Below are 21,746 nucleotides of genomic sequence, written 5' to 3' on the forward strand. Positions count from 1 at the left end.
CTAGTCCATGTGTTGGTTCGGAAAGGCCGCGCACGGGCCCTCGTGTCCACTCTTGCGCTGGCATTGCCATCCTGCTTCGGCCTTGTCGCACGAGCCGTCGTCGACCTCGATCTGCGTGTTTGTCTGTCGAGCGCGCGCGACGGCAGCAAGTTCCTCGATGACGGCCGAGGCCGCGGTGAAGTCATTCATGCGGCCAGAGTGATCGCGCGCCCATTCCGGCACGCCGTCGCGCCACTGACCGTGCGCGCGCAGATGGAGCCATTCGGCGTAGCGCGGGGTATCGCTCGCCACATCATCGGCTTCAGGGGAGGCGCGCCGGTTCCACGCCGCGGTAAGACCGTCGAGCGTCGAATGGATCATTCCGCACTCACAGCCAGGACATGCGATCGTGAAGCTGCCTGGATGTGGCGGCAGGTCGGACCAGTGGTGCGGGTGTGGCGGATGTTCTTCGATCGTTTGCTCGGACCCGCAGAACGGGCATCGCAACAGGTTCCGTTGAGTGGTCATGTCGGCTCCCCGGCGGCGCGGTCTGCCGCATCCTTCAGCGTGTGGTAAACCTCCTGCTTATGAAGCAAGTAGCGGGAGGCTTTCTTGAGTTCTAGCGCGGCATCTTGATATCTGCGCTCGGCCGCACGCAGATCACTCTCGGCCTCACGCAGCATGCGTTCATTGAAGTCTTTCACGATTCACCCCCGGCGGCGCGGTCGATGGCGAGCATACGGTCCATCTGTGCCCGGACGAGCTTCGCGGCGTCTCGATTCTTGGCCGTGATGATGATGTAGTCGCCGTCTGTCCCGACGCTTTTAACCGGCGCATCGAAGCCGCGCTTAGGCGTAACGCTCGCAGGTTGAGCGGCGAGGATGTGCGTGACTACTGCGCCGTCGTGATTCGCCGCGCACTGCAATGCGTCGGCCTCGTTGATGAATACGCGATGCCAAGTCTGTTCGGCTTCGCCGGGCCATTCGACGTACCACGCCTCTTTCTGATCGCTCGTCAGCCCCACAGCGGCAGCGGGCTCGCTCGGCGCAGCACGCAGTTCAGCCGACACGAGTGCATGAAGCACGTCCACGACATTCTCGCGGCTGGTTCGATTTTTGGCTGCGTCGCTCATGTGTTCGTAGACGTGATCCGGTAACGGCGCGCAAGGCGTATCGGTGCCTGTTGCATTGCAGGTTGGGCAGGTGGGCGCTTCCGTAGATAGGGCGGCGCGGGCCTGCCAGCCGTCCCAATGAGAATTTGTCCCGGGCCACGCATAGCCGTCCTTTTCTCGAGTCAGGAGAAATTCCAAACCGGCGTATCGCGTAACAGCCCATGCCTCGAATGCGCCACGCTCGCATGCAGACTGATCGACCATATCGGTTTCCTCGGGCTCGCTCGGCGCAGCGGGGGCGACGGTTGAAGCGGCGACGGATTTTGCATGCTGGCGAATATGGGCGCCCGCAATAATCGACTCATACGCGTAGTCTCCCCACTGACCGGGACATCCCTTCCTGTTCAGCTTGGTGAGCACGTAGTCCGCGATGAACGTCGCGTCGGCGTCGCTGGGCGCTGCACTCGCCACTACGGGGGCGCCAGTAGCTTGTTTGCGCGAAGGCGGATAGCCGGGCTTCATGCCGCGAATGACGCGCGCATCCTCCCGCATGCCCCAGTTCTGTTCCATCTCGACCGCAGCGGCCTCAAGCAGATTATTGAGGTCGGCCGCCTGCGCATCTTCCGCCACTACGGGGGCGACGGGAGCGGCGTCTGTGTCAACGCTTTCGCCGAGCGCGCGGCGGATCGCGCTGAATCCTGCATCGGTTGCGGCCTCGTCATCGTCCTCGACCGCATCCATGTCGTTCAGCGTATCGCCCAGATGGTTCATCGCGGCGTAGATGGCAAGCAGGTCCGCGCGCGATACGAGCACGGCGTCGGCCGGCCCCGTTGCATCTGCCCCCCGCTCCCCCTCAACAGCGGCGCACTCGGCCGGTATATCAGGGCTTGCGTTGGTCAAACTCGAAACAAGTCGAACATCGATGTGCGAGGCGTATCTGGCATTGCACATATGCAGATGAACGGCGTGGGCGTCCCATCCAATCGGGCTCACGACCCGCTTGAACCACTTCCCGCGACCGTCATACACGTCCCACAGCAGTCCAACGCCGTCATCCCACGTCGCCAAGGGCTTTTCATCTGCCCCCTCAACAGCATCGAGCCGCTCGCCCATTTCAGATAGCAGCTGCTCGACGTCGGGCACGTTACGCGCATAGACCTCCTGTCCGCTTCCGTCGCCTGGCACGACACGCAGCAGGATTTTTCGCACGTCGCAATCGGCCGGGATCTGGGATTTAACAGCATGGAGCAGGTCGCTAATTACCTCGCCGGCGTTGTTCGGCGTATCACGCGAGGCGATCACTCGGCACAATTCTCCGATTGTCCGGCCGCCGTAGTAGATTTTGTCGGTCATGTCTTTATCTCGCTTGTGCCCCATTTAACGCCGTGCACGACAAATTTGACTTCGTTGATCTTGATAAGGTGCAGGTCACGATTCATACCGCGCAGCTTGGTTATGCCTTCGCGCACGGCTTGTTGGGCGAGGGCGTCGGTATTCCCTTTATCGCCCCACGTGTCGACGGTTAATTCAACCTCGGCAACGATTCGAACGGTAGTGCTCATGTTCAGTCCTTGGCGGGTTGAGCGGGCTGCGGTGCGGCGAGGAGTGCATCGCGCGCGTCTTTCTCGATGCAATAGAGTTGCAACAGCTCGTCGACGACTGCGGTATCGCCGGCATACCAGCGCGATCCCAGTTCGGTCATGTGGTCTTTGAACTGGCGCAGCATCTCGGCTGTGCCGGTCTCCTGATGTCCATGCTTCAGCGCGCGCTGCGCGGCCCCGAACATGCCGGAATAGTCGACGCGCATACCCTTGTGGTCCTCGGCCAGCAGCGGGATGCGCGTCGGCGCTTCCGCTTGCTTGGGGGCGGCGCGCAAACCCATCGGCAACGCTGCGTCGGAAATCGACTTGCCAAGCGACCACAGGAACATGCAGAAATTCGCAACGTCTCGGGGATCGCCTTTTTCGACGTGCTCCCGAAGCATGATCGATAGCTCAGTCGGGTCGCATTGCTCCCATCCTTCGCGTCCTTTCGCGCGCGCCTCCGAGAGCTTGTCCTTCAATGCGCAGGCGAAACGATCCACAGCAACGTCATCGCTATGTGCCTCTTGCTTGGGGGCGGCAGCTTGGGGTGCGGCGTAGACGATGCGGGCCAAGTCGGCGCGCAGGCCCTTTGCTCGGTCATATTCCGCACGATCAACGTCCCGCCACTGATCGGCAATGAAGCCCGTTTGATAGATCGGCTCGCTCGCCTGCTGCGCATCCCACGACAATTCGAACTGCGTCTTGATTTCGAACGTCGCGAAACCCTTGCTCGCCGCGTCTGCCTCTTCGTACTTCGGCCGGAAAATGAGGCAATCGGAGCCGTCGGGATACTTGCCCGTCAGCTTGAATCCGGACTGCTTCAGCCCGGCGCCTGTGGGGACATGTGGCGGGACAGCGTCGCGGCGCTCGCTGATCGACTCGTGCTCGCTGAGCAGCTCTTCGATGCGCTTGCACGCATCGAATGTGGCGGCATCGAATAAGGCGTTCCCTGTCTTCGCGCGGATTGATGGGAGGTGCCGGGCGATCTTTGCTGCCAGCGACCGATCGTTAGACGTCATGTCGTTCATGCGGCGTTCCGTGCTTCGTTATTGATGGGGATCACGCGATTGGGCTTGCTGTTCCAACCCTTGCACTCATCGGCCGTGAACTTGCCGGCTTTACTGCTGTCGCGCGTGTAACCGCAGAATCCCGCGCAGTGGTACATCTCGTGCTCGTCGTGCCACACGTGAAAGAGGGGCATCTCTTTCTGGAAAAGGATGTCGCGTAGCGTGCACGCACGCTCGAAGTTCATAGTCGAAACAGCCGTCGCGAGCTCGGCTTCGAGACGCTTTCGACGGTCGCGCCCGTTGCGCTTGACGCGCAGGTTATCTGGACACTTCGTGAACAGTTCGAAGCTTGCGATGTTTCGCAAGCCGAATTTGTCGGTGACGACCCACCACATGTTGTTGATGTTGTAGTAGGCGGTCCCTGCCTGTATACGGCCCTTGTAGTCAGCGAACCAGACTCGTTGTCCGTGCACGACGCGTGCGCGTTCCGCGGACCGGTGGTTGTATTCGACTTCGTCGCCGCGCGGGCGCCCCGTCGCTTTGTCGTAATGCCGTGAGGCCTCGTAATGGGCCTGGATCCACTCAAGCGCCGTTACGCCGTTAAATCCGCGATTGCGCTCGGGCTCCGTGAACGTGTATCCAGTGAAGACGTTGCAGAGATAATCGCGAATGCGGCGCCGCGTGCGCTCCATCTCCAAACGCAGGAGGTAGGGCATCGCCTGTTCCTTGTTGGATTCATAGCGGCCCTCGTGATCGGGGCGCGTCGGAGTGTTGACGCTCTGGAACATTTCGAACTCGATGTGCCGGCCGGTCAGCGACAAGTCGGCCTTGAGATCGCCTTTCACGCAGAAACGTTGGCGTTGAGCTGCCCAACGCGCGACATTGCCCCCGTAACGCTTAACGTCGAGTTCGTTGATCGGCGGCATCGAGCACGTCCAGCCGAGCCGGTTTAACGTCTGAATGATTCGCGCGAACACCTCGTGTTTGAATTGCCGCTCCCAGCGCTCGGAGGCGTCATGGCCCCCGCTGCCGCCTTCTTCCCAGACGTGCAGCGCGGCGTCATGGAACACGATGCGTCCCGAGCGGTCGATTTGTGCTTTCGTGAGACTCATGCTTTCACCTGAACGGCTGTTGCTGCATGGGCGGCCTTGAACATGCCGCGCGTGAGCGTGATGTCGACCCCTTCGCGCAGCGTCGCGCGCAGGAGTGCTGTGTCGTCGGGACGATCCGACGTGAGGGATGCGCCGATGCGCGCGAATGGTTCGAGCGCGGTTCGCGCCACACGGCCGATCTGCGCGTCGCGCGCGGCGGCTCGTGCATACATGGGCAAGTCGTGCCATGAGTGATGCTGAAGGTGGCCGGCGCCTCCCTTCAACGCGTCGGCGATCTGCGAGAGGATGGAAGCGAGGCTGTCGGAAACTTGTCGCGCAAGTTCGGATTCGTCGATCTCGATCGGCTCAGCGCTGCCGTCGAGCACGCCGCGCAGGAAGTCGCGATAGACCGCGTTGAGCGCCGACCGGCGTACCTGCACGTATTCCTGCCGTTCGGTGAACGCGAGCGCCTGGCTGATGCTCACGATGTTGGCGACCTGTTCGCTGGTGAGGATCATGCTGTTGCCTCCTCGCGCGGGGTCAACATGAGGGCTTTGCTGGCCTCGAACACGGCCGCGCTGCAGTCGCTATACCCGTGACCCGCCAGGATGCCGGCGGCGGCGCTCAGGCGCGTTGTCAGCGGTGTCTCGGCGTGGCGCTCCGGCGTCGATTCGTTCGCGTGCGTCGCCTCTTCGATTGCCTGGTCGATTTCGTCGAGCATGGCGTCGGCGACGATGCCCGCCAGTTCGCGCTGCTGCATCCGATCGTCGCCGCCGGAGTCCCACCGATCCTTGATGGCGGCGACTAACGCGCGTGCTGCCTTGAGCCCGGGCACTTTCCCTTCGCCGGCGATATACGGGGCGAGCGCTTGCTCGAGCGCGACCGCGTCCTCGTCGCCCGGCGCGAGGGTGATCCGGCCCGCGGCCATTTTGGCGGTGCCCTTAAGGCGCGCGACGGTGAAGCTCACCGCGGAGCGCAGCCGATCGCCGATCGCGGCCGTGCGTCCGTTGAGCCAGAACGGGGCGAGCCAATGGTCGAGGCTCGCCGGCGGATTGGTGCCCAGGTAGCCAAACGAGATCGCGCTATCGATCGCGTCTTTGACTAGGTCGCGCTGCGTCTGCTTGATAGTGGTTTCGGCCGTTGACAGGCGCAGCGCGAGCTGGTTGAGCGCGTTGTGCCCCGCTTGAGTGGGATCGAAATGCAGCGTGATCGACTTGCTTTCGATGTCGTGCGGGCAGGCGATCGCGCGCATGTAGAGCGGTCCGGATTCGGGTTTCGTCTTGTCGGTCATGGTGGTGGGTGTCAGTGTTGGCGGATCCAGAGGCCTGCGACCATCTGAAGGCGCCCGGAGCGCCGCTCGCGGAAAATGAGGCGGTCGACGATGCGGTTTGCGGTGCCGTCATGGCGCGCGAATCCGTAGCGCTCCGCGCTGTCGACGATGTCGGCCATGCGGAATTGCTCGAGCGGCACGCGCTTGAGAATCGTGTCGAGCACCTCGTCCATCTGCTCGGGCTCGAGCTGCGAGTTCAGGTTCATCATTCGGTGTTCCGTCAGGCTTCGATCGTCGGTTGTCCAGGGCTGCTGACTACTTCGTAGCGCCGACCTGGATCATCGGGATCGCGTTGCCCATCATGTAGGTCGGGTAGTGGCCGTCCCACTTCTCGATCTTCATCTTCTCGATCAACGACGGGTTCGCCGCGAGCGACTGGCCGAGGATGTCGTTGGCCTTCGCGGTGTTTTGCGCGACCTGCAGCGCGGCTTCGCTCTCGACGACGCGCTTTTGCGCTTCCCACTTCGTTTGCGCGATCTCGTTCTCGACGCGAAGGGCGTTTTGCTGCGCGGTGATCTTTGCCTCGATCGCGTCGTTGAACTGCTTGCTGAATTGGAAGTCGACGATGTTCACCGCGCTGACGTTGACGCCGATGTTCTTGAAGCGATTCAGCAGGGCCTCGCGCACTTCCTGGCTGACCTGATCGCGGCGCTGAATCAGATCGGTTGCCTCGTAGCGCGCTGCGACTGCTTTGACGGTGTCGTGCACAGCGGGATCCATGATCGTCGGCCACGGGTCGCTGCCAAGATTGGCGTAAATCGCCGCCGCGGCGGCCGGCAGAATGTTGAAGTTGACCGCGACCTTCATGTCGACCTGCTGGAGATCCTTCGACGAGCCGGCGACATCCGATTCGGACTTGTGAACGCCGACATAGACGGTGTGCATCGTCTGCGAGATCGGCATGCGGAAATGGATGCCAGGCGCGTATGTTTTTTCAGACGGCGCGCCGAATGTGGTCATCACTCCCACGTAGCCGGCCGGAACAGTCGCGACGGGCATGAGGGCCCAAAGTGCGCCCAGGGCGACCACTGATAAAACGCAAATGATGGCGAGACGAAGCTGGCTCATGCTGCTCGTGCTGGATTCGTCGCGGTTAGGTTGGTTGGTCGATACCATCGGGGTTTCTCCGGCTTTAGTTGAGTGATTGCGCCGCGACGTGCGGCGCTTGGGATTCGGTTAAGCGGCCGCGGCAGCACGCAACTCGTGCGCGAAATTAGCGCGGATGATTGCGGCGGCGACCGGCGGGCAGACGCTGTTGCCGATCATGCGGACCTGAGCCGACTTGGAAAGGCGCTTGCCGTTGTGCTCGGGGTCGAGCACGTACGAATCGGGGAAGCCCTGGGCACGCGCGAGCTCGCGCGGCGTGAGCATGCGCATGCCGATATCGACGATGGCGTAGTCCTCGCCGTGGATCGTCACGAGACCGAGCCGGTCTTTCGTCGGGATCGTGTGCATCGGGTCGCGCAGATCCTGATGCTGGCCGCCTTCGCTGTAGTACTTGATCAGGAAGGCGCGCACCTCGGCGTGATGCAGTCCACCGGCGCTTACCGTGTGGAGCGGCTCGGCGACCGGTTGCGCGCCGCCGTTGTTGCGCAGCTTCACGAGGTGCGACACGGCGATCGCCGAATCGGCCTTCGCGGTGATTGTGGCAGCGGGCTCGCTCGCGTCGCGCGGCCGAGACTGACCAGCGCGGCCGCCACAGCCGACGATCTGAGCGGTGACGAGCGCGTGGTGATCCTGCGTCGTGACCGTGCTCATCGGGTATGCGAGGTCCGCGCCGGGCGTTTCATTACCGCCGTAGTGCTTCGCGAGGAAGGCGGACACGAGGGCGTGCTTCGCGCCGCCCGCGACGACGGTGCCGAGTGGCTTGTCGATACCCGGCGCGCGCGGCGCCTGCCCGGCGCGCTCGCCGTATCCCGTCTGAATCAGCGTTGCGGCGACGATCTGCTGCTGGCCGCCGCTCGCAGTGATCGTGCTCAGCGGCGCTTTTGCGGATCGACCGGCCTTAACGCCCACGCGTTCCTTGTTGTGCTGCGCGAGGAATGCAGTAACGAGCGCTTGCTCGCTGCGGTTCGCGCCCGTGACGGTCGCGAGCGGTGCGTCGGCGCGCGCGCCGCGGTCTGAGCCCTGGTGCGTGACGTGCATCAAGGTCGGCGCGACCATCGCAAGGCTTCCACCGCGCGGATACGCGGTGATCGTGCGCAATGGTTCGCTCCCGCTGTGGACCGTGTCGCGGCCGTTGTAGTGCGCAATCGGAACGATGAAAGGGTCGGCGCTGTTCACGACGAACTTCATGATGCCGCGCGCGATACGCCGCAGCGTCGCATCCTTGAGCGGGCGATCGCGCTCGAAGATCGAGGGGCACGGGATCGACCAGTCGATGCATTCGGCCGCGGTGCGGTACGGCGCGAGCGCGCCGCGCGCGACGGCGTCCGAGTTCGGCGCGCCGTGCGTGGGCGCGGGCCAAACGATCGGAAGCCCATCGCGGCGCGCGAACAGATAGAGGCGCTTGCGAATCGTCGGCGTGCCGAAGTCGCACGCGCGCAGCACGCGCCATTCGACCTTGTATCCGAGCCCCGCGTAGAGTCGCTCCATCGGGAAGTCGGCGCCGAGCGTCTCGAAGATCTCGGGCACGTCCGGGTGCTCAGGCGACAGGCCGGACGAGAGCGCATCGACGAACGCGCGGAACGTGCGGCCTTTCTCGGCCTTGATCGGTTGGCCGTGCTCGTCGACCGGGCCCCAATCCTGGAACTCCTCGACGTTTTCGAGCGCGAGGCAGCGCGGCACCTGGAAGGTCCCCCACTTCAGGGCGATCCAGGCCAGCCCGCGGATCTTCTGGTCGCGCGGCTTGCCGCCCTTCGCCTTCGAGTGATGCTTGCAATCGGGGCTGAACCAGGCAAGCCCGATCGGCATCTGGTTCGTGATGAAGCCCGGGTGCACCGCAAAGACGTCTTCGCGATAGTGCCGCGTCGTCGGGTGGTTGGCCGCGTGCATCGCGAGCGCTTCGCCGTCGTGGTTGATGGCGATATCGACCGGGCGCCCGAAGGCCATCTCAATGCCCGTGCTCGCGCCGCCGCCGCCGGCGAAGTTATCCACGATGAGTTCGTGCCCCAAGTCGAGCTCGAAACTGATCTCGTCGCGCTTCATTTATTCGATTCCTTCGATGAAATTGCTTGTTGAGCGACCAGCGCATCCTGCTCGACGCGCTGCCGGCGCCCGAGCGCGACGTGCTCGTCGAACTCTCGGCGGCTGATGCGGTTGTCGACGAACACGCGCGTCGCGAGGCGCATATCGCCCTTGAAGGCGAACATGCGGATCTGGTCGAGCGCCGAGTCGCGCCCGCGATCGCGTCGGCCGAACTGCGGGGCGCGCGTCACGCGTGGCTCCGCGAGCAGCCGGAGCAGCGTGCGTCGCCGGGCGTGCCGCGCGCGTAGCCGCATTCCTTGCTCATCTGGACGGGCACGATCTCGATGACGGGCAGGCGCGTTTGCATGCGCCCGTGGTCCGCGAGCATCGTTTCCCATCCGTTCTGCACGACGATCCTGTCGCGCGGCGCGGGGCGGTTCTGGCAGGCGTACGGGGCGATCGTGCTCATGCGAGGGTCTCCATCAAGCGGCGGAACTGCGGCGACGGGTCGGTGCCGAGGCTCTTGAGGAGGATCGCGATCTCGTTCGCGAGCACGACGGTCGGCTCGGGCAGCGGGGTCCAGGCTTCCGGCTGCGGGCACTCGGCGACGTCCATCGCGTGCGTCACCGTTTCGGCGCTGATCGCGTGCTCGAAGTGCGTCGTCGCCGCGACGGCGAGCGATTCCGCGCTCGGATGCTTGGACGCCTCGCTGACGACCCAGAGGCAGAGCCGGTGGAATTCACGCGGCGTTAGTTCCTCCGCCGCCCTGGACGCGCTCGATACCGGTCCGGATGCCGCCGGCGTCGGGCTGCTCTTTGCTGTGAGGGTGGGTCGTTTCTCACTCATTTGCGCTGCTTTCTTCGTGGGTTCGGTGGATGGCGTCGCTGCTTCGGGCGCCGGGTTCTCGCGCAGGAAACGGCGCATGTGCATGGATGCGAGGTTGTCGCCGGCTGAGTCGCACTTGCCGGTCGCAATCGAAAACGAGCGCTCGACGCCGTTGGGTGCTCTCAGGACCGCGCACATGCGGTTGGATTCGCGCTGAACGCGCACGACCTCAAGGCCGGCGCGCTCCGCGAGGTGCTTTATGTCGCGTGCTCGGTTGGTCATTTCACCGAATCGAGGATGGAGTCGATCTGCTGCATCGGACCGGTGAGGTCGCCGAGCGTGACGGTCGCCCCGGCGATCTGCTCGCGCAGCCCACGAAACGCGTGGATCAGGTCGGGCAGCTTCGTGTAGAGCGTCGCTTGCGCGAATGCATCCATCTGGCGCACGCGCGGGAATCGTCCGACCGTGATCGGTCCGTTGATGGTGTCGGCGACGACCGTGATGTCTGCCTCGGTCGTGCGTCCGATGCGATACGGGCCGGGGATGAGGCCCGCGACCTGGTCCTTTGCTTTGGGCGACATCGTCGTGCTCCTCAGCGGGCGTGGGCAAAGGTGCGTTCGAAATCCGCCGTGCGGTGCTGCTCGATGCCCCCGAATGCCGACGGCTGCCGGCCGAGCGCCGGTGCCGCGTTGCGCGCGCCCTTCGCCGCGTGAGCAATGCGCTTGCTATCCCCCTTGGCTTGCTCAAGCGCCTCGTCGGCCTCGATCTCGGACTGCAGGCGTGCAATACGGGCCTCGAGCATGGGCACGCTCGACCGGTAGAACTCGAGTGCGCACTTGTGCTCGACGAGGGTGAAGCGCGCCTCGTGCAGCTTGAATTTCGACTCGCTACGCGGATCCTTCATCGCGAAAGCCTTGGCAATGCGTTGGAGCAGCTTCTTCATGTCGTTACCTTCTTTGGGAGGGAAGGCCGCAACCCGCGGCCCGAGGGTCAAGCCGTGTGCGTTGCGTGAGCCGCGTGCTGATGCTCGATGTGCTGCGGAGCGCTCGGGGGCGTGAGGCGCGAAATCCCGAGGACAAAGGAGACGTACCAGATGGCGCCGCAGACCATGCCCGTGCCGAGCATGTAGACGAAGAGGCGCGGGGTCGAAATCGTGTTCTGAGAAGGGTCCGCGTGCTTGCGGCCCGGCTGATTCTTCTTTTTACGAAGAAATTCGCGCTTGTCTGCGAAGTCGCGTGCGATCGTGTTCATGAGCGTCTCCGGTCGCGACTCAGCAGTACGTCAGGGGGGTGATCAGCTTGATGCGGCCCGCTTCCTGGTGTGCGAGGAAGGACTCTGTCAGGGTCGCTACGTTCTCTGCGAATTCCGCGGCGTAGCGCTTGTGGCCTGCCTGGATGCAGCTTTCCATGCATTCGATGGTGTTGCCGGTGCGCTTCGCGACGGCGGTCAGCGCAGCCCTTCGGATCTCGTGCGAGGCCCTTCGGATCTCTACCAGCTTCGTCCCCTGTGTCTCCATCTCTGCCTCGCTTGTGCGTTGAAGTGAGGCAATTGTGAAACTTACGAATCTGCACGTCAAGCAGAATGATGCGTTATTCGCAGATTTACGTGATACGCTTGCGCCATATTCTTCGAATAAAGCAAGTAATCGCGCAAAAGCGCCGCCCTCCTGTTGACGACGTAAACGTCTCGGGGCGTTGTCTTCGTTGTCGTGACGCGATGCTTGAGCACAACGTCTCTCGGGGCCGGTAGTGGCGCGCGTATCAATCAGCAAAGAGCAATGGCGTATCGCGCGGATCCAGTGGGAGGGTGATCCGCTGGTGTCGTACGCCGATATCGCCGAACAACTCACGACTTCGCGCCAGGCGGTCAAGCAGCACGCCGATCGCAACGGCTGGCAAAAGAAGATCGACGCCGCCGCGGTCGCTGAGAAAGCACACATCGCAGCGGATGCGAAAGTTTCATATGTGCCCGTGGGAACGCCGGAGCAAGCGCCCTCCGTTTACGTAGAAACCGCTGAAAACGTCGATCTGTCGCGCGCGCCGATGCGTCCCGCGCTGCCGACGCCGGTACCTGCAGGCACTGACTCGCAAACGGCATCGGTCATGGTCGAGCAGGGCGCCGTCGACATGCGTGCACAGGTGCTCGCGCAGCACCGGACCGAATGGAAGGCCGTACGCAGCAAGCTCTACAAGCTCTTGAAGGCGGGCGACTCGATGCCCGATGGGGATACCGCGCGCGCGGTAAAGGCCGTCGCCGAGTCGGTGAAGGTGCTGCAGGAAGGGGAGCGGAAGGCCTACGGCCTGGAGGCGCCCGGCGACCCGCGCAATCCCGGTGCGGGCCGGCCGGCGATCGTGATCAATCGCACGAAGGGGAAGACGATTGGTCGCTGATCTATGCCGTGGCGCGCGCGCGCATGATGGTCTGGCGGCTCGTGCCGAAGTCGCGGGCCACGATGCCGATGGGCGTGCCCTCGGCCAGCCGCTCGCGCACCTGGACCTTCTGCGCCTCGGTGAGGCTTGCGCGGCGCCCGAGCTTCTTTCCCTCTTTGCGCGCCCGGTCGAGCCCCGCGTGCGTGCGCTCGATCAACAGGTCGCGCTCGAACTCTGCAACGGCCGTGATGACGCTCATCGTCATCTTGCCCGCGGCGCTCGTGAGGTCCACGCCGCCCAGGGCGAGGCAATGCACGCGCACGCCGAGGCTCGCGAGGTTCTCGACGGTCTGCCGCACGTCCATCGCGTTGCGGCCCAGCCGGTCCAGCTTCGTCACGATCAGCACGTCGCCTTCCTCGAGGCGGTCGAGCAGCTTGGCGAAGCCCGGCCGCTCGCTGGCGTTGACGCTGCCGCTGATGGTTTCGGCCACGATGCGGCGCTGGTCGACCGCGAAGCCGTGGGATTGGACCTCGGTGACCTGGTTGGCGGTCGTTTGCTCGGCGGTGCTGACCCGCGCGTAAAGGAAGGTTCGGCTCATTTTCTTCGATTTCTTCACATTGACGAAATGGGTGTACGAATTCTGCCTTATACGCAGAATTACGCAACCCTATTTTTTGGACACCTTTCTTCGGGCCGTCCAGATTCGTCCGTTATCGGCGGGGGTGCTCTGTGACGACCCTCCACCTGGGTGACTGCCTCGCGGTGCTCGCCGGCATGCCCGACGCCTCGTTCGATTCGATCGTCACCGATCCGCCGTACCACCTGACGAACAACGGGGGCGGCCCCGCGCGCGGCTCGGACAACGCGTACACGCGTGCGCGCGCCGGCGCCTCGTCGCGTGGCTTCATGGGCCTCGAATGGGACGGCGGTGATATCGCCTTCCGCCCGGACGTGTGGCGCGAGTGCTTGCGCGTGCTCAAGCCCGGTGGTCATCTGCTCGCGTTCTCGGCCGCGCGCACGTACCACCGGATGGCCTGCGCGATCGAGGACGCGGGCTTCGAGGTCCGCGACCAGGTCATGTGGATCTATTCGTCCGGCTTTCCAAAGTCGAAAAACCTCGACGGCGAGTGGGAGGGGTGGGGCACTGCGCTCAAGCCCGCGCACGAGCCGTTGTGCCTGGCGCGCCGGCCACTCGAGGGGACGGTGGCCGAGAACGTCGCGCGCTATGGCGTTGGTGCTCTGAATATCGACGGTTGCCGTGTCGCGTCCGACGAGCTGGTCGCTCGCATCGAGCACGCCGACACCGGCGCGCAGCGTGGCTACGGCGGCGGCATACGCGGGGGCACGCGCCGATCGGCTGGCACCGATGGCCGCTGGCCCGCCAACGTCATGCACGACGGCTCCGACGCCGTTCTGGCCGCGTTCCCGTCGGCGCCCGGTCAGCAGGGGCGTGCCGTCAACGATGGGGCTGCCGCGTCGAACAGCGTCTACGGCGCGATGCGCAACGTTACGGCCGCGCCGGCGCCGCGCGTTGAAGTGGACACGTCCGCCGCGCGCTTCTTCTATTGCGCGAAGGCGTCGCGCGCGGACCGCAACGCGGGCTTGCCGTCAGGCGACGTGCCGGCGGTGTCGCAGGACTCGACGATGCGCGCTTGCGAGACAGCCGATTGGGCCGCGCGCAATGGCAACCATCACCCGACCGTCAAGCCGACATCGCTGATGCAGGAGCTTTGCCGCTTGGTCACGCCACCCGGTGGCCACGTCCTGGACCCGTTCATGGGTTCGGGATCGACTGGCCGTGGCGCCGTGCTCGAGGGGTTCGAGTTCAGCGGCATCGAGCTTTCCGCCGCATACCACGCGATCGCGCGCGCCCGGATCGACGACGCCGCGCGGGCTCGCGCAGAGCTTGTCCGCGCCGCCGCTGATGAATCCCGCGCGCGCTCGCAACTGGATCTCTTTGAGGTGCCCGATGTCGTGTGATCGCGCACCGCTGCTCCTTCCGCGGGCTCTCCCGCTTTTCTGCTGACCTCCATGAAAAAACTATCAGCTTTCTTCGTGTTGTTCTTCGCTTACGCGCTCGCGTTCGCGTTGCCGACGCCCCATCAGATCGAGGACGCGCTCGCCGCGAATGACTACGCCAGCGCGCGCAGCATGCTCCAGCAAGTGCTCGTCGAGCGCCCCGATAGCGCGCGCGCCCATCTGCTGAATGCCTACGTGCTCGAACACGTCGATCACAACGTGGGGGCCGCGCGCGCCGAACTGCAAACGGCGACAGGGCTCGACAAGCGCGGCGACGTGAAGGGCTCGGCGCTTTACGGCCGCGTCATCGCGGAAATGGACGCTCAGCCGGTTGCGCCGGCCGCCGCGCAGCCGACACCTCGACCCGCCGCGCATGCCGTGGCGTCTCCGCAGTCCGTGTCGACTCAACCGCCCCATAACAGCGACGGCTTCGCGCTTCTGGTCGTCCTTCTGTTCGTGGTCGTGGTGCTCGGGATCGTCGCTTTGGTATCGCGTGCGATGCGGCCGCCGACGGTGGTGATCCACCATCGCCACAACCCCGATCCGCGTCATGTTCGCCGCGCGGCTCCGAGCCCGGCTCCGCTTCCCCCGAGCGGCGCGCACGTCGTTTATGTGCCGGAGCGCGACGCTGGCGCGTATCCGTCGACCGTGATCGTCCCGCCGGCGGCTCCCGTGCGCGGCGGCATGACGGCCGGCGAAAACTTCGCGTCGACCGCGGGCGGCGTCGTGGCCGGAAACCTGATCAGCGACTCGCTTCTGCACTCGCACCACAGCTCGCGGGACATCGACGATGACGACGAACGCCGCCGGCGTCGCCGCGACTTGAGCGATGACGCGGTCGATGCGCCGATCCAGAGCCGCGCGCCGTCCGTTGACTACGCGACGGAGCGTGCTTCGTTCTCGTCGTCGAGCTCGGATTCGGATAGCTGGTCGCCGTCGCCCATCTCGTCTTCCTCGTCCAGCTCGGATAGCTGGTCGAACAGCAGCGGGTCGGACAGCTCGTCGTCCTCGTGGGATTCGGGCGGCTCGTCGTCGAGCGACTGCGGCAGCAGTAGCGGCGGATCGGACTGGTCCTGAATGTGCCGATCAATGAGGTTCGTGAGCGTGAATGGGCAGCCGATGCCGCTCGCTGCCTCGCTGAGTTCCACGACGCCGTCGCTGCTGCGCGTAGCCGCAACTTCGCTCCGGGCAAAGCGCTTATCGAGCGGGTGCGTGAGCGCGGCGGCGACGCGATGGCCGAAGTGGCGCGCGCCGAGTTGCGCAAGCACGCGGGTATCGCGCCGCCCGCTTCTGGCGAATGAAACGGATTTCCGAGAGGGCAATGTGAGAAAGGTTTTCAAGTACGAGGTCGCGCGACGCGGCCAAGAGCCTACGGTGCTCCGTCTTCCGGGGTCTGCAACGCTATCGCGCGTCGACGTGCAAGACGGCCGCTTCATGGTCTGGGGGGGCGTCCCGACCGGTTTGCCGGCTGACACCGAATTCGAGGTGTTCGTGGTCGGCACTGGCGATCCGATCCCCGACGACGTCTTCGTGTTGAACACGTTCTTCGAAGGGCCTTTGGTGTGGCACGCGTGCGTACGCATCCTCGCCGTCCCGTCGCACCTTCACGTCGGAAAGACGCACAGCGGGGTGACGCATGGTTGCTGACCAACACGGCTTTACGTTGCGTTCGATCAGCGACCTGCTTCCGTACGCGCGGAACTCCCGCACGCATAGCGACGACCAGGTCGCGCAGCTCGCCGCGTCGATCGATGAGTTCGGGCTGGTCGGCGCGATCGTCGTGCGCGACGGCACGATCGCGAAGGGGCACGGCACGCTCGCCGCGGTGCGAAAGCTGATCGAGGCGGGGAAGGGCATCTATCCGCCGCCGGGCCGCTCGCAGGGCGCTGATGCCTATCCAAATGGCCTTGTGCCGGCGATCGATGCGTCGGGTTGGTCTGATGCGCAGTTCCGCGCGTACGTCATCGCGGACAACAAGCTCGCGCTGAACGCCGGGTGGGATCTGGACATGCTCCGGATCGAACTCGAGGAGTTGCAGACCGAAGGCTTCGATCTCTCGCTGACGGGCTTCGAGCTCGACGAGATCAAAGACCTTCTCACGCCCGAGCAGCTCGACCCGAACGGCAAGGACCCCGATGCCATTCCAGATGTGCCGCCCGATCCGCATTCGGTGCTCGGGGATGTGTGGATCCTGGGCGCGCACCGGGTGATGTGCGGCGACTCCACGATGCTGGATTCGTGGGACACGCTGATGGCCGGCGAGATGGCCGATATCGTCTGGACCGATCCGCCGTACAACGTCGCTTACGAGGGCGTGGCCGGCAAGATCAAGAACGACGATATGGGCGACGAGCAGTTCGCGCAATTCCTGCTTGACGTCCACATCGCGCTGTTCTCGATCATGAAGCCCGGTGCCGCCATCTATGTCGCGCACGCGGATTCCGAGGGCTACAACTTCCGCAGGGCGTTCAAACAAGCGGGGCTCAAGCTGGCCGGCTGCCTGATCTGGCGCAAAGACCAGTTCGTCCTTGGCCGCTCGGACTATCAGTGGATGCACGAGCCAATCCTTTACGGCTGGAAGCAGGGCGCTGGGCACCGCTGGTTTGGCGGACGCAAGCAAACCACTGTGCTCGAGTATGGCGAGGGCTCTCCGTTCGAACAGCAGGCCGACGGTCGCTGGGTCGTGCGCGTGGGGAATCAGACGTTCGTCGTCGACGGCGCCGCGAAGGTTGAGCGCATGGAGTCGTCGCTCGTGTTCCACGAAAAGCCCGCGCGCTCGGCGCTGCATCCAACCACCAAGCCAGTCGGCCTGGTCGCGAAGTTCCTGCGCAACAGCGCGCGCCACAACGACATCGTCGTCGACGCGTTCGGCGGCTCCGGATCGACGCTGATCGCGTCTGAAGAAATGGGCATGTGCGCACGCCTGATGGAGCTTGACCCCAAGTTCGTCGACGTGATCTGCCAGCGCTACTACGCATTCACCGGCCGCGTGCCGGTCAACGCTCGCACAGGCGAGGAATTCCCCGTGAAGGAGAAGCAGCAGTGATCGAAACCGATCCGAAAGGACTCGACTCGCGCGTGATGGGCGCGAAGACCGACGCGCAAAAGGTGCGCCCGTCGTTGATCTTGAACGACATGCCGCGCGCGATTCTAGCTATCGCTCAGCTCGGCACGATCGCCGTTCGGCTGAAGTACTCACCCGGCTCGTGGCTGCAAGTTGAGCGGGGCATCGAGCGCTTCACCGATGCGATGGACCGCCATCGTTTGGCCGAAGGCCTTGAAGTGTTCGACGAGAACACGCCCGGCTTCGAAGAAGTTCGCCACGCGACGTCGGTCGCCTGGAATGCGCTTGCGCGTCTCGAACTGATCCTGCGCGAGGCGCATGCGCGGCGCCCCGTGTCGATCGAATTTGTCGCGGTGGCCTGATGCTCGATACCGGTCCGCTTCAATCCGGCATGACGGCAGACGACGCCTTGCACAAGGCGTTCCCTGCCTCTCAATCGCACGGCCACGTGCAACCCCATCCGTTGGGTCACAAAGCCCGCTGCGGTGGCCCGGCGTTGTGCTCGCAGTGTCAGCGCGAGCGCGACTTCCTCGCGGGGCTCGGTCAATGAATGCTCGTCAGCGCCGCATCGGCCGCCGGTCCCGGTGCCGGGACTACCTGCGTTGGCACGCGGAGTTGCCGGCCCATATGCGAGCTGTGTTCTCGGCCGCCGAGACTCACATGTTCGCGGGCGACGCGCTCGCTCTCCCTACCCATTTCGATGGCTTCTCATTCAAGGACAAAAAACCATGTTGAAACTGATCCTCGCGGCGCTCGTCGCGGCCATCTCGCTTTCTGGCTGTAACGACAACTACCCTCCGGACACGCCGCTCGCCACGCAGTCGCCAGGCGCGCAGGCGGCCCCCGTACCGGCGTCGTCGCCTCTGCATCCCGTAGTCGCGCCGCGCTTCTCGGTCGCGCGCGTGGGCGTCTTCGCCGATGGCTTGGCGTACGGGGAGCGCCGGGGCATCTATGTGCTCGAGGATTCGCAGACGGGTAAGGAATACGTCGGGATCAGTGGCGTCGGAATCGCCGAACTCGGCAGCCATCAGGTGGGCAAGACGCAAACCGAGGACGAGCGGTGAGATTCGATCTGATTAGCGGCATCGTCACGCTGGCCGTCTCCGTCTTCATGGCATGCCTATTCATGCACGAGAAAGGAATGTGCGTGGAGCGCGGGCGCGCATATGTCTGGTACAGCGAGATCGGTTTCGAGTGCGTCGTGCCGAAAGCATCGCAATGAACGCTCGTCAGCGTCGGACGGCGCGTCGCTCGATATTCGGTCTTTTGTTCCGGCTCGGCGGCCGCACGATGCAAGTAGTGGTCACGGGCGATCTTCCCGCGGCACGGCCTGTGCCGCCTCCACCTGTGCCTCCCTCGACGACTCTGCACATCGATGGCCAGACGTATCGACTGGACGGGTTTCGTTGCGGTCGGTACGAGGTAGGCGAATGGGCGCGCTTATTTCGATGAAAGCGAGGGTTTCCTCGCACAAACCCCATCCGAAAACGAGCGTTTTCGGGTGGCCCTAAAGGGTGAGTCCGAAATCTAACCCATCACATTTCGGACTGCCCATTCCGTACTGACCACGTTTTCGGACATGTTCAAGAGCTTTCCAAAGAACGCTACAGGCCGCGATTTCGTCGTCGGTGATATCCACGGTGCCTACAGCCGTCTCGAAGCCGCCATGGCCCGCATATCGTTCGACGCGTCGAACGATCGCCTGTTTTCTGTGGGTGATTTGATCGATCGCGGGCCGGAGTCGGAGCGCGTGCTTGAGTTCCTCGCGCAGCCGTGGTTCCACGCGGTTCGCGGCAATCACGAAGCCGTCGCCATCGACTACGCCCGCGGCGAGGTTTCGGATGAGGATCAGACGCAGCACGGCGGATCGTGGTTCGTCGGAATGCCGCAGCTCGCGCGCACGGCCTACGTCGACGCCTTCGATGTGCTGCCCAATGGCATCGAGATCGACATCGGCGACGAACTCCGTGTCGGCATCGTGCACGCCGACTGTCCGCTGGCGCACTGGGACGACTTCAAAGCCCGGGCAGGGGAAGGCTTCGATTCGCGTGATCGCGAGGCGCTTCTCAGCGCTTCGATGTGGTCACGCGCGCGCGTCAAACATGGGGATACCACATGGGTTGACGGTGTCGCCGCGGTGTTTGTTGGGCACACGCCGGTAAAGAGCGTGCTCGAGCTGGGCAACGTCGTGCATATCGACACGGGTGCCTTTCTCGAAGGCCGACCCCTGACGGTTATTCAACTGCGGCCGGCCGACGGCCTCGTCTACCAGGTGGCGGCGCAGGTATGAACGTTCAATTTGAGCTGCCTGTCGGCGCTCTCGTGAACGGGTGGCGCCATCTCGGGGACGGTCGTTTCGCGGCCGATACCTCTCTGCCTGTCGGGCTCGGCTATCCGCCCCACTGGATCGAATGCGTCGTCGCCGATCCGCAAGCACCCCCCGCGCCGGTACCGGCCGCGCCTTTCTCCGACCCGATGCCCGATGTTGCCTATCGCGTGCTGGTCGACGTTTCCCACCCGCCGGCGAGCGCCGGCAAACCCTAACAGGTCATCCATGATCGTGTTTCTTCTCGCTTTGAACTTCGGTATCAGCTGGCTTAACTGCTGGGTGGTCGGCGGCATCTGGGCCGAGTCCCGCGCGCTCGGCGGTTTCTCGCGCGTGCTCGCGTGGTGCGGCGCCACGCAGGCCGCGATCGGCTTCAGCAGCGTGATCGGGTTCGTGCTCGGCTATGTGCTGTTCGCGAGCGGACATATGCCGCCCAAGGTCGCGCACGGCGCCGCGGCGCTTTGGTATTTGCTGGTGATCATTCCCGCGCTCGGTACCGGCCTGATCATCACCATCGAGTCATGGATCATCGCGTTCCGCACGCGCAGCATCCTCGACATGGGGTCCGCGACCTACAACACGTTTTCCATGGCCTACAACGTCTACCAGGCCGCAGATGGCGGGATTTTCGACGCGCTTGGCGACGTGGGCGATCTCTTCGACGACAACGATGCGTGGCCGATCATGCTCGCGGTCGTGCTCGTCGCGGTGGCGCTCGCCGGCGGCATATGGCTCACGTACGTGCTGATCGGCAAGTACGCGGGACGGCTTCCTCTCCCGGCGCGCGGCGCGTCGGCGCCCATCGTCGCGGGGCACTGATGGGCTGGAAGCACGACGCTCTCGCGCGGGACCTCGCGGACCATCTCTCGGCAGCGACAGATCGGATGGTCTGGACCGACATGCAGCTCGGGCCCGCGGGCTCGCCGCGCCCGGACGTGTACGCCGTGCCCAAGTCATACGCGAAGTTCACGCCGATCGCCTACGAATGCAAGATCAGCGTCGCCGACTTCCGGCGCGACGTGACGGCGGGGAAGTGGACGAAATATCTGTCGTACGCGGCCGGCGTCGTCTTCTGCGTGCCCCAAGGGCTCATAGGGAAGGCGGATATCCCCCACGGGTGCGGGCTCATGGTGCGCGGCGCCGAGGGCTGGCACACGGTCAAGGGTCCCACGCTGCGCGCCGTAGACAACCTCCCGCTTGCGGCGTGGCAGAAGCTGCTGATCGACGGGGTGGGGCGTCAGCGCGCGGAGATCCGCGACCGGGCGTCATCCGTGTGGGGGATGTCGGAGCAGGCCCGGACCCGGCTCGGCGACACGGTCATGCGCGCCGTGCAGGACCACGCGCGCGCGACGACGCGCCTTCGGCAGGCTACGGAGCAGCTCGAGGCGGCGGCCAAGGACGCGCAGCGCGAGCGCGACCGGGTCGTGAAGGATGCGGTCGATGCCGCGAATCGGGAAGCCGCGCGTATCGATGAGGGACGTCGCGCGCTCTGCGATGTGCTCGGCCTCGAGCCTACGTCCAGCGCGTACGCGATTGCGCGCGCAGCGACCGACGTCGCGCACCGGCTCAATCGTGACGATGAAATCGTGAGACTGCGACGCGAACTCGACCGGGTGCGCGCTGCGGTAACCGCCGGCCTTGAGCCGCTGCCCGACGTGAAAGTGATTGAGGAGCCAGATGACCACGTATCAGAAATTTCTGCATAGGACCGTTCTCGCGGTCGCCGCGCTCGGTTCAATGACCGTGCTCGCTGTGACTGGCCACCAGATCTTCGCGCTGTGCGCGCTCTGCGTGTTCTTCTCGGCGGCCGACATCTGATGAATCCGCTGTTTCTCTGCCTCTGGTGGCTCTGCTGGGTGTACGGGCCGAGCGCGCCGGAGCTTCCCGAAATTCCCCCGTCTGCGAAGGTGAAGGTT

The 21,746-nt window shown here is 64.5% G+C and carries 32 protein-coding genes; 13 read left to right on the forward strand and 19 right to left on the reverse strand.

The genetic code is table 11. The features are described from left to right. The 18 genes from D7S86_RS27245 to D7S86_RS27330 are packed head-to-tail and all read right to left on the reverse strand — an operon-like array spanning window position 1 to window position 11,568. Window positions 1-507, reverse strand: a complete 507-nt coding sequence (locus tag D7S86_RS27245; protein ID WP_121091270.1) for a Lar family restriction alleviation protein — start codon at window positions 505-507, stop codon at window positions 1-3. Continuing rightward, a complete protein-coding gene (locus D7S86_RS27250; protein WP_121091271.1) occupies window positions 504-683 on the reverse strand; it encodes a hypothetical protein in 180 nt (59 codons plus the stop codon). Before D7S86_RS27250 ends, D7S86_RS27245 begins: the two co-directional genes overlap by 4 nt. Continuing rightward, window positions 680-2,443, reverse strand: a complete 1,764-nt coding sequence (locus D7S86_RS27255) for a phiTE_015 family protein (protein ID WP_121091272.1) — start codon at window positions 2,441-2,443, stop codon at window positions 680-682. Before D7S86_RS27255 ends, D7S86_RS27250 begins: the two co-directional genes overlap by 4 nt. Beyond that, complete coding sequence (locus D7S86_RS27260; RefSeq protein ID WP_121091273.1) at window positions 2,440-2,652, reverse strand: hypothetical protein; 213 nt, start codon at window positions 2,650-2,652, stop codon at window positions 2,440-2,442. Before D7S86_RS27260 ends, D7S86_RS27255 begins: the two co-directional genes overlap by 4 nt. A gap of 2 nt (window positions 2,653-2,654) precedes the next feature. Continuing rightward, entirely contained in the window at window positions 2,655-3,701 is a 1,047-nt protein-coding gene (locus D7S86_RS30375) for a hypothetical protein (protein ID WP_240648432.1), read from the reverse strand. Beyond that, a complete protein-coding gene (locus D7S86_RS27270) occupies window positions 3,698-4,792 on the reverse strand; it encodes a hypothetical protein (protein WP_121091274.1) in 1,095 nt (364 codons plus the stop codon). Before D7S86_RS27270 ends, D7S86_RS30375 begins: the two co-directional genes overlap by 4 nt. Further along, window positions 4,789-5,289, reverse strand: a complete 501-nt coding sequence (locus D7S86_RS27275) for a hypothetical protein (RefSeq protein ID WP_121091275.1) — start codon at window positions 5,287-5,289, stop codon at window positions 4,789-4,791. The genes D7S86_RS27270 and D7S86_RS27275 overlap by 4 nt, the downstream gene beginning before the upstream one ends. Next, on the reverse strand, window positions 5,286-6,062 hold the full coding sequence (locus tag D7S86_RS27280) for a hypothetical protein (RefSeq protein WP_121091276.1): 777 nt from the start codon (window positions 6,060-6,062) through the stop codon (window positions 5,286-5,288). The genes D7S86_RS27275 and D7S86_RS27280 overlap by 4 nt, the downstream gene beginning before the upstream one ends. A gap of 11 nt (window positions 6,063-6,073) precedes the next feature. Further along, on the reverse strand, window positions 6,074-6,310 hold the full coding sequence (locus D7S86_RS27285; RefSeq protein WP_121091277.1) for a hypothetical protein: 237 nt from the start codon (window positions 6,308-6,310) through the stop codon (window positions 6,074-6,076). A gap of 46 nt (window positions 6,311-6,356) precedes the next feature. Then, window positions 6,357-7,217, reverse strand: coding sequence for a prohibitin family protein (locus tag D7S86_RS27290; RefSeq protein ID WP_121091278.1), 861 nt, complete (start codon window positions 7,215-7,217; stop codon window positions 6,357-6,359). A 60-nt stretch (window positions 7,218-7,277) separates the two neighbouring features. Beyond that, window positions 7,278-9,248, reverse strand: coding sequence for a DNA cytosine methyltransferase (locus tag D7S86_RS27295; RefSeq protein WP_121091279.1), 1,971 nt, complete (start codon window positions 9,246-9,248; stop codon window positions 7,278-7,280). Next, entirely contained in the window at window positions 9,245-9,478 is a 234-nt protein-coding gene (locus tag D7S86_RS27300; protein WP_121091280.1) for a hypothetical protein, read from the reverse strand. The genes D7S86_RS27295 and D7S86_RS27300 overlap by 4 nt, the downstream gene beginning before the upstream one ends. Beyond that, window positions 9,475-9,696: a hypothetical protein gene (locus tag D7S86_RS27305; RefSeq protein WP_121091281.1), complete on the reverse strand. Its 222-nt coding sequence runs from the start codon at window positions 9,694-9,696 to the stop codon at window positions 9,475-9,477. Before D7S86_RS27305 ends, D7S86_RS27300 begins: the two co-directional genes overlap by 4 nt. Next, the gene (locus tag D7S86_RS27310; protein WP_121091282.1) at window positions 9,693-10,334 is read right to left on the reverse strand and encodes a hypothetical protein; all 642 of its coding nucleotides are present in this window, start codon (window positions 10,332-10,334) and stop codon (window positions 9,693-9,695) included. The genes D7S86_RS27305 and D7S86_RS27310 overlap by 4 nt, the downstream gene beginning before the upstream one ends. Beyond that, window positions 10,331-10,633, reverse strand: coding sequence for a hypothetical protein (locus D7S86_RS27315; protein ID WP_121091283.1), 303 nt, complete (start codon window positions 10,631-10,633; stop codon window positions 10,331-10,333). Before D7S86_RS27315 ends, D7S86_RS27310 begins: the two co-directional genes overlap by 4 nt. A gap of 11 nt (window positions 10,634-10,644) precedes the next feature. Then, window positions 10,645-10,995: a hypothetical protein gene (locus tag D7S86_RS27320; RefSeq protein WP_121091284.1), complete on the reverse strand. Its 351-nt coding sequence runs from the start codon at window positions 10,993-10,995 to the stop codon at window positions 10,645-10,647. A 47-nt stretch (window positions 10,996-11,042) separates the two neighbouring features. Further along, on the reverse strand, window positions 11,043-11,303 hold the full coding sequence (locus D7S86_RS27325) for a hypothetical protein (RefSeq protein ID WP_121091285.1): 261 nt from the start codon (window positions 11,301-11,303) through the stop codon (window positions 11,043-11,045). 19 nt (window positions 11,304-11,322) lie between these two features. Next, window positions 11,323-11,568 carry a hypothetical protein gene (locus D7S86_RS27330; protein WP_121091286.1) on the reverse strand — a complete coding sequence of 82 codons (246 nt, stop codon included), beginning with the start codon at window positions 11,566-11,568 and terminating at the stop codon, window positions 11,323-11,325. A 232-nt stretch (window positions 11,569-11,800) separates the two neighbouring features. Between D7S86_RS27330 and D7S86_RS27335 the strand changes: the two genes are divergently transcribed. Next, complete coding sequence (locus tag D7S86_RS27335) at window positions 11,801-12,442, forward strand: hypothetical protein (RefSeq protein ID WP_121091287.1); 642 nt, start codon at window positions 11,801-11,803, stop codon at window positions 12,440-12,442. Between the two features lies 1 nt (window position 12,443). Here the strand turns inward: D7S86_RS27335 and D7S86_RS27340 are convergent, their stop codons facing one another. Next, complete coding sequence (locus tag D7S86_RS27340) at window positions 12,444-13,019, reverse strand: recombinase family protein (RefSeq protein WP_121091288.1); 576 nt, start codon at window positions 13,017-13,019, stop codon at window positions 12,444-12,446. A gap of 131 nt (window positions 13,020-13,150) precedes the next feature. Between D7S86_RS27340 and D7S86_RS27345 the strand changes: the two genes are divergently transcribed. From D7S86_RS27345 to D7S86_RS29695, 12 genes are all read left to right on the forward strand, one after another. Further along, window positions 13,151-14,401, forward strand: coding sequence for a DNA-methyltransferase (locus D7S86_RS27345; protein WP_240648433.1), 1,251 nt, complete (start codon window positions 13,151-13,153; stop codon window positions 14,399-14,401). A 51-nt stretch (window positions 14,402-14,452) separates the two neighbouring features. After that, the gene (locus D7S86_RS27350; protein ID WP_147432508.1) at window positions 14,453-15,517 is read left to right on the forward strand and encodes a hypothetical protein; all 1,065 of its coding nucleotides are present in this window, start codon (window positions 14,453-14,455) and stop codon (window positions 15,515-15,517) included. Window positions 15,518-15,519: 2 nt separating this feature from the next. Further along, on the forward strand, window positions 15,520-15,741 hold the full coding sequence (locus D7S86_RS29335) for a hypothetical protein (RefSeq protein WP_147432509.1): 222 nt from the start codon (window positions 15,520-15,522) through the stop codon (window positions 15,739-15,741). Between the two features lie 22 nt (window positions 15,742-15,763). After that, on the forward strand, window positions 15,764-16,087 hold the full coding sequence (locus tag D7S86_RS30720; protein ID WP_420813313.1) for a DUF7352 domain-containing protein: 324 nt from the start codon (window positions 15,764-15,766) through the stop codon (window positions 16,085-16,087). Further along, window positions 16,077-17,486 carry a site-specific DNA-methyltransferase gene (locus D7S86_RS27360; RefSeq protein ID WP_121091291.1) on the forward strand — a complete coding sequence of 470 codons (1,410 nt, stop codon included), beginning with the start codon at window positions 16,077-16,079 and terminating at the stop codon, window positions 17,484-17,486. The genes D7S86_RS30720 and D7S86_RS27360 overlap by 11 nt, the downstream gene beginning before the upstream one ends. After that, window positions 17,483-17,866 (forward strand): dATP/dGTP diphosphohydrolase domain-containing protein, encoded by a 384-nt coding sequence (locus D7S86_RS27365; RefSeq protein WP_121091292.1) that lies wholly within the window; start codon window positions 17,483-17,485, stop codon window positions 17,864-17,866. Before D7S86_RS27360 ends, D7S86_RS27365 begins: the two co-directional genes overlap by 4 nt. 366 nt (window positions 17,867-18,232) lie before the next feature. Beyond that, complete coding sequence (locus D7S86_RS27375; RefSeq protein ID WP_121091294.1) at window positions 18,233-18,568, forward strand: hypothetical protein; 336 nt, start codon at window positions 18,233-18,235, stop codon at window positions 18,566-18,568. A gap of 515 nt (window positions 18,569-19,083) precedes the next feature. Next, complete coding sequence (locus D7S86_RS27380) at window positions 19,084-19,794, forward strand: metallophosphoesterase (RefSeq protein WP_121091295.1); 711 nt, start codon at window positions 19,084-19,086, stop codon at window positions 19,792-19,794. Beyond that, window positions 19,791-20,048, forward strand: coding sequence for a hypothetical protein (locus tag D7S86_RS29340; RefSeq protein WP_147432510.1), 258 nt, complete (start codon window positions 19,791-19,793; stop codon window positions 20,046-20,048). The genes D7S86_RS27380 and D7S86_RS29340 overlap by 4 nt, the downstream gene beginning before the upstream one ends. A gap of 10 nt (window positions 20,049-20,058) precedes the next feature. Beyond that, window positions 20,059-20,649, forward strand: coding sequence for a hypothetical protein (locus D7S86_RS27390; RefSeq protein ID WP_121091297.1), 591 nt, complete (start codon window positions 20,059-20,061; stop codon window positions 20,647-20,649). A gap of 65 nt (window positions 20,650-20,714) precedes the next feature. Continuing rightward, window positions 20,715-21,536: a hypothetical protein gene (locus D7S86_RS27395; RefSeq protein ID WP_205962900.1), complete on the forward strand. Its 822-nt coding sequence runs from the start codon at window positions 20,715-20,717 to the stop codon at window positions 21,534-21,536. After that, window positions 21,508-21,648, forward strand: coding sequence for a hypothetical protein (locus D7S86_RS29695; RefSeq protein ID WP_158602112.1), 141 nt, complete (start codon window positions 21,508-21,510; stop codon window positions 21,646-21,648). Before D7S86_RS27395 ends, D7S86_RS29695 begins: the two co-directional genes overlap by 29 nt. The last annotated feature ends 98 nt before the right edge of the window (window positions 21,649-21,746 follow it).

This window comes from Pararobbsia silviterrae, assembly GCF_003628125.1.
Classification (GTDB): Bacteria; Pseudomonadota; Gammaproteobacteria; order Burkholderiales; family Burkholderiaceae; genus Pararobbsia; species Pararobbsia silviterrae.

What these genes read in the sequence shown, in the direction of transcription:
- D7S86_RS27330 (WP_121091286.1), bottom strand. Translation starts at nt 11,568, where the DNA reads ATGGAGACACAGGGGACGAAGCTGGTAGAGATCCGAAGGGCCTCGCAC.
- D7S86_RS27375 (WP_121091294.1), top strand. Translation starts at nt 18,233, where the DNA reads ATGTTGAAACTGATCCTCGCGGCGCTCGTCGCGGCCATCTCGCTTTCT.
- D7S86_RS27390 (WP_121091297.1), top strand. Translation starts at nt 20,059, where the DNA reads ATGATCGTGTTTCTTCTCGCTTTGAACTTCGGTATCAGCTGGCTTAAC.
- D7S86_RS27380 (WP_121091295.1), top strand. Translation starts at nt 19,084, where the DNA reads ATGTTCAAGAGCTTTCCAAAGAACGCTACAGGCCGCGATTTCGTCGTC.
- D7S86_RS27245 (WP_121091270.1), bottom strand. Translation starts at nt 507, where the DNA reads ATGACCACTCAACGGAACCTGTTGCGATGCCCGTTCTGCGGGTCCGAG.
- D7S86_RS27325 (WP_121091285.1), bottom strand. Translation starts at nt 11,303, where the DNA reads ATGAACACGATCGCACGCGACTTCGCAGACAAGCGCGAATTTCTTCGT.
- D7S86_RS27280 (WP_121091276.1), bottom strand. Translation starts at nt 6,062, where the DNA reads ATGACCGACAAGACGAAACCCGAATCCGGACCGCTCTACATGCGCGCG.
- D7S86_RS27305 (WP_121091281.1), bottom strand. Translation starts at nt 9,696, where the DNA reads ATGAGCACGATCGCCCCGTACGCCTGCCAGAACCGCCCCGCGCCGCGC.
- D7S86_RS27295 (WP_121091279.1), bottom strand. Translation starts at nt 9,248, where the DNA reads ATGAAGCGCGACGAGATCAGTTTCGAGCTCGACTTGGGGCACGAACTC.
- D7S86_RS27275 (WP_121091275.1), bottom strand. Translation starts at nt 5,289, where the DNA reads ATGATCCTCACCAGCGAACAGGTCGCCAACATCGTGAGCATCAGCCAG.
- D7S86_RS27290 (WP_121091278.1), bottom strand. Translation starts at nt 7,217, where the DNA reads ATGGTATCGACCAACCAACCTAACCGCGACGAATCCAGCACGAGCAGC.
- D7S86_RS27255 (WP_121091272.1), bottom strand. Translation starts at nt 2,443, where the DNA reads ATGACCGACAAAATCTACTACGGCGGCCGGACAATCGGAGAATTGTGC.
- D7S86_RS27360 (WP_121091291.1), top strand. Translation starts at nt 16,077, where the DNA reads ATGGTTGCTGACCAACACGGCTTTACGTTGCGTTCGATCAGCGACCTG.
- D7S86_RS30375 (WP_240648432.1), bottom strand. Translation starts at nt 3,701, where the DNA reads ATGAACGACATGACGTCTAACGATCGGTCGCTGGCAGCAAAGATCGCC.
- D7S86_RS27320 (WP_121091284.1), bottom strand. Translation starts at nt 10,995, where the DNA reads ATGAAGAAGCTGCTCCAACGCATTGCCAAGGCTTTCGCGATGAAGGAT.
- D7S86_RS27270 (WP_121091274.1), bottom strand. Translation starts at nt 4,792, where the DNA reads ATGAGTCTCACGAAAGCACAAATCGACCGCTCGGGACGCATCGTGTTC.
- D7S86_RS29695 (WP_158602112.1), top strand. Translation starts at nt 21,508, where the DNA reads ATGACCACGTATCAGAAATTTCTGCATAGGACCGTTCTCGCGGTCGCC.
- D7S86_RS27350 (WP_147432508.1), top strand. Translation starts at nt 14,453, where the DNA reads ATGAAAAAACTATCAGCTTTCTTCGTGTTGTTCTTCGCTTACGCGCTC.
- D7S86_RS27260 (WP_121091273.1), bottom strand. Translation starts at nt 2,652, where the DNA reads ATGAGCACTACCGTTCGAATCGTTGCCGAGGTTGAATTAACCGTCGAC.
- D7S86_RS27310 (WP_121091282.1), bottom strand. Translation starts at nt 10,334, where the DNA reads ATGACCAACCGAGCACGCGACATAAAGCACCTCGCGGAGCGCGCCGGC.
- D7S86_RS27395 (WP_205962900.1), top strand. Translation starts at nt 20,715, where the DNA reads ATGGTCTGGACCGACATGCAGCTCGGGCCCGCGGGCTCGCCGCGCCCG.
- D7S86_RS29340 (WP_147432510.1), top strand. Translation starts at nt 19,791, where the DNA reads ATGAACGTTCAATTTGAGCTGCCTGTCGGCGCTCTCGTGAACGGGTGG.
- D7S86_RS27285 (WP_121091277.1), bottom strand. Translation starts at nt 6,310, where the DNA reads ATGATGAACCTGAACTCGCAGCTCGAGCCCGAGCAGATGGACGAGGTG.
- D7S86_RS27340 (WP_121091288.1), bottom strand. Translation starts at nt 13,019, where the DNA reads ATGAGCCGAACCTTCCTTTACGCGCGGGTCAGCACCGCCGAGCAAACG.
- D7S86_RS27315 (WP_121091283.1), bottom strand. Translation starts at nt 10,633, where the DNA reads ATGTCGCCCAAAGCAAAGGACCAGGTCGCGGGCCTCATCCCCGGCCCG.